We start from the raw sequence: 10,051 nt of genomic DNA on the forward strand, positions 1-10,051 counted from the left end.
CGAACGCCTCACCCGAGAATCGGGTCGGTAATCGGGTCGAGCACGCTACCGTTCTCTGGCGTCGGTGTCGGGGTCGGTGTCGCCGTCGGTTCCGGGGTCGGCGTCGGCGACGGTGTTGGTGTCGGTGTCGGTGTTGGTGTCGATGTTGGCGTCGGCGTCGGCGTTGGTGTTGGCGTCGGCGTTGCCGTCGGTTCCGGCGTCGGCTCGGGCGTCGGCGTCGGGGTCGCCGTCGCGACCGGTTCGCCGCCGTCGTCGGCCGGCTGCGGGCTACCGAACCCGGCCGCCGGCCCGAGAGCGCCGATGGCTCCCGACATCGTCAGCCCGACCGCGACGAGGCTCGCCGCGAAGAGCGCGAACGCGGCGATTTTGACGGGCGGCGTGTCGGTGATGCTGCCGCCCGGCGGGGTCGGGTACTCCGGTCCTTCGATGGTCGCCGAGTCACCCCCAGCCGGTTCCGGCTCGGAATCGACGGGGTCGATGATTTCGGCGGTGCCGTCGCCCTCGCCCAGCCATTCGGCGAACTCGAAGCCGCCCGGATAGGTGTCGACCTGCTCGGGGCCACCGACGAACGGGAGCAGGCCGAACAGTCGTGCCCGCCTAGAGGCGTCCGGGTCGGGCGTCGCGCCGACGACGCGGGGCGTCGCTGGCGGGTCCTTCGGGCCGGTTTCGCCGTCGGCGGCCATCCACTGGCGGAAGTCGAACCCCGAGTAGGTCGGTCCGAGGTCAGCGGGGTCCGGGTCGGCGGGTTCGGTTTCGACCGCCTCGGCGTCCGTGGCTTCGAGCCACTCGCCGAAATCGAAGCCCTCGAACGCCAGCGTCTCGACGGGAGCCGACTCCGTTTCCGCGTCGGCTGATTCCTCGATGGGCGTCTCGGGGGTCGACGGTGTGTAACTCCCGAGCCACTCGCCGAAGTCGAAGCCGGCGAAACTGACCGACTCGGCCGCCGCCGTGTCGACCGATTCCGTTCCCCCGAACCCGGGTGCCTTCTCGCGGAGCTCCGACAGCGAGCCACCGAACCACTCCTGAAAATCGAACCGCGCGCTGCGGCCGCCGCCGGCGCCGTCGGTCCGAGTCGGGGGCCGCTCGTCGTCGGCATCACCGCCGTCGGTCACCCCGAACTTGAAGCCGCCGACCGTCTCGGACCGGTCGCGTTCATCGTCCGGTGTCGTATCTCGTTCTGTCATCTATGCGTAGCGCGTTCCCTTGCCCGTCAGATTCGGGAAGATATGTATAAATTCTCTGCTCAGTATAGCCGGCTTTTAATACTCCCGGCGGTGGCCGTGACACGTCATACCCTGGGGACTAAACCACTAGATGCCGGCCGTAGGGGTGTCACGTCCGGTCCGTACTGATACTGCCGACTGTAACGATTTCGAACAGACCGTCCGGGATTCGGTGTTCGAGACAGTTTACTGCCGGATACCTCGAAACGCTGAGAACGGACCTACAGCCGACAGTATGAACCAGCGAGAGTCGTCGGGGACGTGGCGTCAGACCCGGTTCCACGTACCGGTTTCGGGGTCGTACTCGCAGACGTCCGAGAAAAGGCTCTCGATTGTCGCCAGCGTCTGTTCGTCGTGTGCGTCGGGGTCGATGTGGTAGTGGGCCGTCGCCCCGGCGGATTCGACGCGTTTGGTCGTCACGTGGAGATACTGGAAGGCCCGTTTGGTGTCGACGTACTGCATGAGCGTCGTCAGCGAATCGAAGCAGACGTGGGTGTGTGCGTCGTCGTCGGCCCACGCCGAAAGCGCCTTGTTCATCTTGATGCCGATGCCGGTCAGGTCACCCGGTTCGGAGACCGTGGTCGTCGAGATGACCGTTCCATCCGACTGCCGCATCGCCGAACCGCCGTCAGTCGCGGCCGCGCTCCGGACCTCGTCGGCCGTGATGATGGCGACCTTCTCGGGGAGGCCACCGTGGCGACGCCACGCGTCCAGATGGCTGTCCGGGCTTCCCGACAGCGAGACGAGAAGGAGGTTCCGCTCGGCATCGTCGGCGCCGAACTGCGGGCAGACTGACGTCCGGCCCTCCGATAGCGCCGGCGCACGCAAAAGCACGTTCGCGGGCGGGTCGACCGCCGAGAACGAATCCTCACAACAGCTACCCAGAGCACTCATTCGGTATCGATACCTTCGAACTACACCACATAAACGGTTCCGTCCGTTTTCAGCCTCGGATAACACCCACCCCGAGGCCATCATCGAATCGGGCGGCGAGGCGTCCGGTGAGGTCAGAACTCGTCGAGTCGACGCTGGCTCGGCGGGATGCCGTCGTCGTCCGACTCGACACCGAGCAGCGGCGGCAGCGCCACGTCGAAGAACGTGAGCGCCAACACGAGGAGGATGGGCGCGAGGAAGAGCCCGTAGAACCCGAAGATGATGGGCCCGAAGATGTAGGCCAAAAGCAGCAGTCCGACGTGGGTCCGGTTGCCGCTGAGGTACGGTCGCAACAGCAGGTCCGGAATCGTGTCCACGATGACGACGGCGATACCGAGGAACGCGCCGATGTACACCAGCAGTTCCGGATCCCCGCCGAGCGCGACCGGAAGCGCCGCCGCGGCCGCAAGCGGGATGTAGACGATCTTCATCCCGACGACCGGAATCAGGCTCGCGATGCCGGTCAGGACCCCGGCGAGGACGGGATAGGGGACTTCGACGGCCGAGGGCGCGAACGCGTTGTAGCCGAGATACGACACGACAGCGATGATGGAGATTGCGATGACGTTCAACAGGTTGCCGTAGAGGACCGCCTCCAACTCGTCGTCGGCCGCCTCGAAGAACTCGCGTGCCGTCGAGCCGTCCTCGAAGTCGAGCAACCACTCCCGTATCTTCCAGCCCTCGATGAGCAGGTAGTAGGTGACGACGACGATGATGAACAGGTTCAGTACGAACGACGACAGGATTCCGGTAACGTACCCGGCCTGTTCGACTGCGAAGTCGATGATTGGGTCCATCTGCCCGGTCTGATAGGCCCGAATCAGGCCGTCTATCGTCAACTCCGGAAGGCCCTCGGTGTTCTGGAACCACGGCGTATCCTCGACGGTCGACATGACGAATTGATTCTCCTGGACGAACCGCCGGACTTCCAGTACCATCAACACCAGCGTGTAACTGAGCAAGAACAGCAGCGGTATCCCGAGCAACGAGAGCGTCAGCACCGCTCTGGTGCGGGCCGGAATCCGGAGTCGACTGAGGTAACTGTAGAACCGCCGGGTCGAGTAGTAGAGGAACGCCGCGATGGTGAACGCCGCGATGAACCGATAGATGACGTAGGCGGTGGCCGCACCGACGGCGAGGCCGAACACCGTCACCACCGCTTTGTTCTCGTCCATATGACGTCTGTCAGACGGACCCCAAATAAAGCCCGGGGCGAGTCGACGTGCTGAAACCGGCTCTCCGGCCGCCTCGGTTACTCTCCAGCCGCCTCGATGTGGCTCAGCGCCTCCGCACGCGTCATTCCGCGCACGCCACAGGAACACGACAGCAGTTCCGGGTCCGAGAGCTCGTCGACCTGTTCGGTCTCGGTCCGTTCGAGTCGTCCCGACTCGGCGTCGTAGGCGAAAGCCACCCGGTAGTTGACCTGCGTCACCCCTTCGATGCGGTGGTCGGCGTCGGGGTCAGGGTTCTCGATGGCGTCGGCGTGCTCGGCCTGCATCTCCGATTTCCACTCCTGCAGGGCGTCGTTGATGTCGGCGTCGTCGGGCATACTCGGCGGATGGGCGCCGGTCCTCAAAAAGGCGGTACTCACGGGAGCGCCGCTCCGGTACGCCGAGGTTCGCACTACGCTCCGAGTAGTGCACCAGAGAAACCTCAGTGGGCCGGGGCGGATTTGAACCGCCGGCTTCCTCCGTGTGAAGGAGGTGTCATAACCGACCTAGACCACCGGCCCGCGCGTCGAAATATCGGACGGCCGGACTTAACCCTTTTCAACCGACGTGGCTACTGCTCGGTGCGCTGGCTGCGGTAGTCGTCGAGTTTCTCGCGGGCGTCGGCGATGGCCTCGCGAGTTTCGCCCTCGGCCTTCTCCTGCAGGTCCTTGAGTTCCTGCTTGACCTCCTCGAACCGGCCGGGTTCGGGTTCTTCCTCCTCGCGGTTCATGAGGTCCTGTGCCTTCTCGCGAACCGGTTCGAACTCCTCGGAGAGACCGGCTTTCGCGGTCTCTGCGGCTCGCTTCAGGTGGTGTCGGGCGTCCTCGAAGTGCTTGTTCATGATACGAGTTAATATAGGGCGAGCAAGGCTAAAACCATTGTGGCAGCCCTGATAGACCAGCCCACGGATTCCGCACCCATCCCGTCGGAATCGGGCGGGGCGAGGCGGAGGGGACGAGCCCGGGTATCGTATATAAACGCGGTGCGTCAGGGTTATGTCCGTGGGTCTGCTACGGAGTGGCATGAGCCAGACCGCCGAAACGACCGACCAACCGGTAGAGGTCACCGAGGCGGCCGCCGAGCAGGCGCTGGACCTTCTCACCAACGAGGGCTACGACACCGACGAGGCCGGGCTTCGGCTGTTCGTCCAGCAGGGCGGCTGTGCGGGCCTCTCCTACGGGCTCCGCTTCGACCTCGAACCCGAGGAAGACGACGCGATAACCGAACACCACGGGCTCCGGATCTTCGTCGACCCGGCGAGCCAGAAGTACGTCGACGGCTCCGTCCTCGATTTCGAGGGCGGTCTGCAGGGTGCGGGCTTCCACGTCGAGAACCCCAACGCCGAAAGCGAATGCGGCTGCGGCGAGTCGTTCCGAACGTAACGAGACGAGCGCGGCGGCTGGTCGGCGGGATCTCTTTCCTCAAAAATCCCCGGCGAGGCCGGGGGCTCCTTCCCCTTTCGAAGGACCGCGATGGTTATTCGAGCTGGAAGGCGACCTCGACTTCGGCCTGATACTCCCGGTCGCTGACCGACGCGACCTCGACGCCGAGTTCCTCGACTTCGACCCAGTGGACGTTGTCGAGGGTCGCCTCAGCTCGGTCGACGGCGTCGTCTACCGCCGCATCGAAACTCTCGTCGCTCGTACCGACGAGCGTGATTTTCTTGAATACCATCGCAGTATCGACTTCTTTCCGCAGGCTCCTAAATGTATCCTGACCTATCAGGATACGGATGGGTATCCCCCTCGATTCGCGGTCCTTTTGTACGGCGGCTGTGCACGTTCGTGTATGGAATCCGCCGTCGACGAGTTGCGGCCACCCGAACGGCTCCTCATGGGCCCCGGCCCGAGCGAGACACACCCGCGTGTGCTCCGGGCCTTCGGAACCGAGCCGGTCGGCCACCTCGACCCCGCCTTTATCGAGGTGATGGACGAGACGCAGACGCTGCTCCGCGAGACGCTCCGAACGGACAACGAGCGGACGATTCCGGTCAGCGGCACCGGGTCGGCGGCGATGGAAGCCGCCATCGGCAATCTGGTCGAACCCGGTGAGACCGCGCTCGTGCCCGGCAACGGCTACTTCGGCGACCGGATGGCCGAGATGGTCCGCCGGGCCGGTGGGACGCCGGTCACCGTCGAGGCGCCGTGGGGCGAGCCGCTGGACCCCGAGACGGTGGCCGACGCCTGCGCCGAACACGACCCCTCGGTCGTCGGCGTCGTCCACGCCGAGACCTCGACGGGCGTTCGCCAACCCGAGATGGCCGCGATTACCGCGGCCGCCCACGACCACGACGCCCTCGTCGTCGCCGACTGTGTCACCTCCATCGGCGGCGTCGAGTTCCGCATGGACGAGTGGGGCGTCGACGTGGCCTACGCCGGCCCTCAGAAGTGCCTCTCCTGTCCGCCGGGCGCGAGTCCCCTCTCGGTCAGCGACGACGCGATGGCCAAGATCAACGCTCGCGAGGAACCGGTCCGGTCGTGGTATCTCGACCTCTCCCTGCTCGACGACTACTGGGGCGAGGAACGTGCCTACCACCACACCGCGCCCATCAACAACGTCTACGGCCTGCGGGAGGCGCTCCGAATCGTCCACGAGGAGGGCCTCGAAGCCCGCTGGGAGCGCCACAAGCGCGCCTCGGCAGCCCTTCAGGAGGGGCTGTGGGCGCTCGGCCTCGAACCGGTCGTCGACGAGTCGGTCCGCCTGCCGAGTCTCATCACCGCCCGACTGCCGGGCGGCCTCGACCCCGGCGAGGTCGTCGACACGATGCGCGACGACTACGACGTCGAAATCGCGACCGGCCTCGGCGCCTTCGCCGACGAGGCGGTCCGCGTCGGCTGTATGGGCTACGGCGCGCGCCGCGGACCGGTACTGGAGACCCTCGGCGCGCTCGGCGAGACGCTCGCGAAGAAGGGCATCGACGTGGCCCCCGGTGCAGGGGCGTCGGCGGCGACGGACGCGTTCAGCCGGTAATCAGGGCGCCGGCAGCACGTCCGCCCCCGGATGCAGCACCTGATAGCCGTTCTCCTCGACGCTGATGACCGCCCAGTCGTAATCGGGTTCGGCGGCGAGTAGCCGTTCACGGACGGCGGATGCCTGCTCGGCCCGCGTGACGAAACAGCGCAAGTTGCCGTGTGTCGCGGCCTGTTCGGGGTCGGCGGTCGTCACGTGGACGGTCCGCCATTTGCGTTCGGCGCGGAGTTCCTCGCCATCCTCGGAAACCTCGTAGCCGAGGTCGGTGAAGATGTCTCGTGCCTCCTCGTCGAGGGATGTGCTAACAGCTCCCATTCGTTCGGGGATTCGTCACGCTGGGAGATAAAGATTAGTACGTGCCCGGTGGGTGACCTATACGTCTCGAAGGAACGGAAGCACGGTCGGAGTCAGCCGGTTTTTCGAGTACGTCTAGATTTATTTACTCGTGGGCGGCGTCCCACTCTTCGGCCTTGTGGAAGTTCGAACAGACGTTGCACTTGATGCGGCCCATCGCGTCGACGGCGGTGTCGAACGACTCGCAGTTCGCACAGAAGAAGCCCCAGCGGGTCTCGCCTTCCGGGTCCGTGTAGACGACACGGAACGGCGCCTTGTTGCCGCGTTCGACCTCGCGAGAGACGTAGAGCGTCTGCCCGTCGGGGCCCTCTCGTTCGTCCATACAGACGGTGGGCCGCCCGGCGGCAAAACGCTCACGGTCCCGATACGGTACGGTTTTGCGCCCCCCACTCCTCCGGTCGAACGTGCGTCTCCTCCACTACTCCGATATCGAAAACGCCCACGACGACCCCGAACGGGTCGGCCGCATCGCCGGCCTCATCGCCGACCGGCGCGGGCCAGATACCCTCGTCTGCGGTACCGGCGACAACGTGGCGCCGGGCGTCCTCCCGCTCGTCACCCGCGGCGGGCAGGCGCTGGATTTCTTCGAGGCCGTCTCGCCGGCCGTCGAAACCTTCGGCAACCACGACTTCGATTTCGGCCTCGACCGCGCCCGCGAACTCGTCGCCGCCTCGCCACAGCAGTGGCTCACCGCCAACATCTACAGCGAGGGCGACCGCTTCGCCGGCTGTCGACCGTGGGCCATCCACGAGGCCGACGGCGACCGCGTCGGCTTCGTCGGCCTCACCGACCCGACGACCCCCTCCGGCAACGAAAGCGCCCACTCGCTTTCGCTTACCGACCCCATCGAAGCGGCCCGCCGGGCCGTCGAGGCCCTCCGCGACCGCGGCGTCGATTACGTCGTCGCGCTGTCGCATCTCGGCCGTGCCGACGAGCGCCTCGCGGCGGCCTGCGATATCGACGTCGTTCTCGGCGGCCACGTCCACTCCGAGCGAATCGAGCGGACCGCCGGCACGCTCCTGACTCGCCCGGGCGGCGGTGGCAAGGTCGTCCTCGAAATCGACCTCGCGGCCGACGAGGTGACCCGCCACACCGTCGCCGAGGCGCCGCTGGATGCCGACCTCGCGGCGACCTATCGGGACCGCCTCGAAGCGGCCGGCCTCGACGAGGTCGTCGGCCGCGTCGACGAGCCGATTCGCCGCACCGAGCGGGAAGCCTTCCGCGGCGAGAGCCGCGTCGGCAACTTCGTCGCCGACGCCTACCGGTGGGCGACCCAGCGCGAACTCGGCGTCGACCCGCCGGTCGTCGGCCTCCAGAACAGCGGCGGCATCCGAACCGGCGCGCCCATCGAAGGCGAGGTGACCGTCGGCGACCTCGTCAGCCTCGTCCCCTTCGAGGAGTCGATGGCCGTCGCCGAACTCTCCGGGACGGAACTGTTCGACCTCTTCCGGGAGGGCGCCGAAACGACCGGCTTCGGCCAATCGGACTGGTGGCACGCCCACGTCTCCGGCGCCCGCCTCGTCTACGATTACAGCGAGGACGAACTCGTCGAGGCCCGCGTCGACGGCGACCCCATCGACCCGGAGGCCACCTACCGACTCGCCACCTCGGAGTTCCTCCTGCATACCGACGCCGAGTTCCCGACGCTCACCGAGCGAAACGCCATCCGCCGACTCGACACCCAATACGAGATACTGGCCGACTACGCCCGCGAGGTCGGCATCGACCCCGAACTGGAGGGACGAATCGTCCGGACGGGACTGTGAATTCGTCATCCGTGAGGCGACCGGAAGGTTGAGGGCCGACCCCCTGCTTGCCCCAACAAATGACGCTCGTCGTCGTGCCCGTCAGGTATCCTCTCTCCGAACACTCCAGAGCGACGGTGAAACGCGCCATCGACCTCGCGCGCGACGAGGAGGCCGACCTGACCGTCCTTCATGTGAACCTCTATCAGAGCGACCAGCGGGTGACCCGAACCGAACTCAAGCGGGCCGTCGAACGGGAGTTCGGCCGGCTGGATTTCGCCCGCTACGTCGCCCGACCGGGCTTTCTCGTCGAGGAGACCATCCTCGACGAGGTCGCCGAGGAGGACGCCGATTTCGTCGTCATCGGCCAGAAGCAGGCCAGTCGCTGGCGGTCGATGGTCCGCCGCCTCGTCGACGACCCCGACATCGAGGACTTCCTCCGCCGCGAGTTGGACTGTCAGGTAATCACTGCGAGCCCGTAGCGTCCGCATCGTCTTCGGTTTCGGCGTCAGCAGACGATTCGCCGCCCGCCTCGCCGTCCGCCTGCTCCGGGACCCCCATGTTCTCCGATTCCCCCCGTCTGGTCGCGCCGCTTTGCTGGGCCGCCGGTCCCTCCGCGGCCTCCCGCATCGCGACCTGCATCTCGCCGCTAGTGTCGTCGAAGACCAGATGCGAATGCGGGTACGGAATCTCGATGTCGTGGTCCTCGAACCGCTCCCAGACGTTGGTCATCACCCGCGAGCGGACCGCCATCTGCTTGTAGGGTTCGTGGGCCCAGTACCGAAGCCGCAACAGCACCTCGCTGTCGCCGAACTGGCTGATATAGCAGGTCGGCGACGCCGGATACCGCGCGCTGCCGATGCGGATGTCCGGGCCGCCCTTCAGGACGCCGTCGGTGTGGCGGGCAGCGGCCTCCATCTGCTTGCGCGCGGTTCCGATGTCACTCTCGTAGGTGACACCGACGTCCAGCGTCAGCCGGACGCGGGTGTCCTCCGCGGAGTAGTTGACGATATCGCGGTCCCGCATCGTCCCGTTCGACAGGACCATGAAGGTGTTGTCGAGGGTGAACACCTTGGTGTACAGCAGCGTGATGTCCTCGACGAACCCGCGCGTCTCGGTGTCCTTTATCTCGACCATGTCGCCGATCTCGTAGGGCTGTTCCGAGAGGACGAAGACGCCGCTCAGGATGTTCCCGATAATCGGCGCGAGGACGATACCGACAACCGCCGAGAAGACACCCACCGAGAGGGCGACGTTGCCGAACCCGAGGCCGAAGAACGAAAGCGCCACGACGCCCGCCGAAAGCACGATAACCGTCTGCATCCCCCGGAGAATCGTCCGGGTCACCGACGGGCGCTTGAACCGGCGGGCGATGCGCCGCCCGAGGACCTGTCGGAGCAACTGCGAGAAGTAGTAGGACCCCACGACGAGCGCCACCGCCAACACCAGCCGATAGCCGAACATCGGCACGTAGTCGGGCAGCCACGGCGGGCGAGCCAACGGCTCGGTCGCCTCCGTCGGCGTCGGCGTTCCCGCCTGCAGAACTGCCCAGAGACCGACCATACCCATCCCGTCGCCGGGACGCGAAAAAAGCGTTCCGCCCCCGCAAGCTAAG

13 protein-coding genes and 1 tRNA gene are annotated in these 10,051 nt (G+C 66.3%); 4 read left to right on the forward strand and 10 right to left on the reverse strand.

What is annotated here, in order from left to right:
• Positions 1-8 precede the first annotated feature (8 nt).
• The 6 genes from U5914_RS02205 to U5914_RS02230 all read right to left on the reverse strand — a co-directional run bounded on the left by U5914_RS02205 (position 9) and on the right by U5914_RS02230 (position 4,208).
• Complete coding sequence (locus U5914_RS02205) at positions 9-1,184, reverse strand: hypothetical protein (protein WP_336133824.1); 1,176 nt, start codon at positions 1,182-1,184, stop codon at positions 9-11.
• 306 nt (positions 1,185-1,490) lie between these two features.
• On the reverse strand, positions 1,491-2,117 hold the full coding sequence (locus tag U5914_RS02210; protein WP_336133825.1) for a DUF7504 family protein: 627 nt from the start codon (positions 2,115-2,117) through the stop codon (positions 1,491-1,493).
• A 113-nt stretch (positions 2,118-2,230) separates the two neighbouring features.
• On the reverse strand, positions 2,231-3,331 hold the full coding sequence (locus U5914_RS02215; protein WP_336133826.1) for an AI-2E family transporter: 1,101 nt from the start codon (positions 3,329-3,331) through the stop codon (positions 2,231-2,233).
• Positions 3,332-3,408: 77 nt separating this feature from the next.
• Positions 3,409-3,705: a hypothetical protein gene (locus U5914_RS02220; protein ID WP_336133827.1), complete on the reverse strand. Its 297-nt coding sequence runs from the start codon at positions 3,703-3,705 to the stop codon at positions 3,409-3,411.
• Positions 3,706-3,813: 108 nt separating this feature from the next.
• Positions 3,814-3,888: transfer RNA gene (locus tag U5914_RS02225), tRNA-Val, on the reverse strand.
• 50 nt (positions 3,889-3,938) lie between these two features.
• Positions 3,939-4,208: a DUF7553 family protein gene (locus U5914_RS02230; RefSeq protein ID WP_336133829.1), complete on the reverse strand. Its 270-nt coding sequence runs from the start codon at positions 4,206-4,208 to the stop codon at positions 3,939-3,941.
• A gap of 181 nt (positions 4,209-4,389) precedes the next feature.
• Here U5914_RS02230 and U5914_RS02235 point away from each other — a divergent pair, with 181 nt between their 5' ends.
• Positions 4,390-4,749, forward strand: coding sequence for a HesB/IscA family protein (locus tag U5914_RS02235; RefSeq protein WP_336133831.1), 360 nt, complete (start codon positions 4,390-4,392; stop codon positions 4,747-4,749).
• A gap of 94 nt (positions 4,750-4,843) precedes the next feature.
• Here U5914_RS02235 and U5914_RS02240 read toward each other — a convergent pair whose 3' ends face one another.
• Positions 4,844-5,041 carry a dodecin gene (locus U5914_RS02240; RefSeq protein WP_336133833.1) on the reverse strand — a complete coding sequence of 66 codons (198 nt, stop codon included), beginning with the start codon at positions 5,039-5,041 and terminating at the stop codon, positions 4,844-4,846.
• Between the two features lie 114 nt (positions 5,042-5,155).
• Between U5914_RS02240 and U5914_RS02245 the strand changes: the two genes are divergently transcribed.
• The gene (locus U5914_RS02245) at positions 5,156-6,337 is read left to right on the forward strand and encodes a pyridoxal-phosphate-dependent aminotransferase family protein (protein WP_336133835.1); all 1,182 of its coding nucleotides are present in this window, start codon (positions 5,156-5,158) and stop codon (positions 6,335-6,337) included.
• Here U5914_RS02245 and U5914_RS02250 read toward each other — a convergent pair whose 3' ends face one another.
• Positions 6,338-6,652, reverse strand: coding sequence for a DUF7116 family protein (locus tag U5914_RS02250; protein ID WP_336133836.1), 315 nt, complete (start codon positions 6,650-6,652; stop codon positions 6,338-6,340).
• Between the two features lie 124 nt (positions 6,653-6,776).
• On the reverse strand, positions 6,777-7,013 hold the full coding sequence (locus U5914_RS02255) for a DUF5816 domain-containing protein (RefSeq protein WP_336133838.1): 237 nt from the start codon (positions 7,011-7,013) through the stop codon (positions 6,777-6,779).
• 82 nt (positions 7,014-7,095) lie between these two features.
• Here U5914_RS02255 and U5914_RS02260 point away from each other — a divergent pair, with 82 nt between their 5' ends.
• Positions 7,096-8,457: a bifunctional metallophosphatase/5'-nucleotidase gene (locus tag U5914_RS02260; protein ID WP_336133840.1), complete on the forward strand. Its 1,362-nt coding sequence runs from the start codon at positions 7,096-7,098 to the stop codon at positions 8,455-8,457.
• A gap of 59 nt (positions 8,458-8,516) precedes the next feature.
• On the forward strand, positions 8,517-8,918 hold the full coding sequence (locus U5914_RS02265; protein WP_336133841.1) for a universal stress protein: 402 nt from the start codon (positions 8,517-8,519) through the stop codon (positions 8,916-8,918).
• Here U5914_RS02265 and U5914_RS02270 read toward each other — a convergent pair.
• Positions 8,902-9,999 carry a mechanosensitive ion channel family protein gene (locus U5914_RS02270; protein WP_336133842.1) on the reverse strand — a complete coding sequence of 366 codons (1,098 nt, stop codon included), beginning with the start codon at positions 9,997-9,999 and terminating at the stop codon, positions 8,902-8,904. The two genes, U5914_RS02265 and U5914_RS02270, sit on opposite strands and share 17 nt — an antisense overlap.
• Between the last annotated feature and the right edge of the window lie 52 nt (positions 10,000-10,051).

This window comes from Natronomonas amylolytica (assembly GCF_037031205.1).
Classification (GTDB): Archaea; Halobacteriota; Halobacteria; order Halobacteriales; family Haloarculaceae; genus Natronomonas; species Natronomonas amylolytica.

Excerpts from the sequence above, each read along its gene's own strand:
- U5914_RS02265 (WP_336133841.1), top strand. The coding sequence starts at position 8,517 with ATGACGCTCGTCGTCGTGCCCGTCAGGTATCCTCTCTCCGAACACTCC.
- U5914_RS02235 (WP_336133831.1), top strand. The coding sequence starts at position 4,390 with ATGAGCCAGACCGCCGAAACGACCGACCAACCGGTAGAGGTCACCGAG.
- U5914_RS02220 (WP_336133827.1), bottom strand. The coding sequence starts at position 3,705 with ATGCCCGACGACGCCGACATCAACGACGCCCTGCAGGAGTGGAAATCG.
- U5914_RS02270 (WP_336133842.1), bottom strand. The coding sequence starts at position 9,999 with ATGGTCGGTCTCTGGGCAGTTCTGCAGGCGGGAACGCCGACGCCGACG.
- U5914_RS02250 (WP_336133836.1), bottom strand. The coding sequence starts at position 6,652 with ATGGGAGCTGTTAGCACATCCCTCGACGAGGAGGCACGAGACATCTTC.
- U5914_RS02230 (WP_336133829.1), bottom strand. The coding sequence starts at position 4,208 with ATGAACAAGCACTTCGAGGACGCCCGACACCACCTGAAGCGAGCCGCA.
- U5914_RS02240 (WP_336133833.1), bottom strand. The coding sequence starts at position 5,041 with ATGGTATTCAAGAAAATCACGCTCGTCGGTACGAGCGACGAGAGTTTC.
- U5914_RS02215 (WP_336133826.1), bottom strand. The coding sequence starts at position 3,331 with ATGGACGAGAACAAAGCGGTGGTGACGGTGTTCGGCCTCGCCGTCGGT.
- U5914_RS02255 (WP_336133838.1), bottom strand. The coding sequence starts at position 7,013 with ATGGACGAACGAGAGGGCCCCGACGGGCAGACGCTCTACGTCTCTCGC.
- U5914_RS02205 (WP_336133824.1), bottom strand. The coding sequence starts at position 1,184 with ATGACAGAACGAGATACGACACCGGACGATGAACGCGACCGGTCCGAG.
- U5914_RS02210 (WP_336133825.1), bottom strand. The coding sequence starts at position 2,117 with ATGAGTGCTCTGGGTAGCTGTTGTGAGGATTCGTTCTCGGCGGTCGAC.
- U5914_RS02245 (WP_336133835.1), top strand. The coding sequence starts at position 5,156 with ATGGAATCCGCCGTCGACGAGTTGCGGCCACCCGAACGGCTCCTCATG.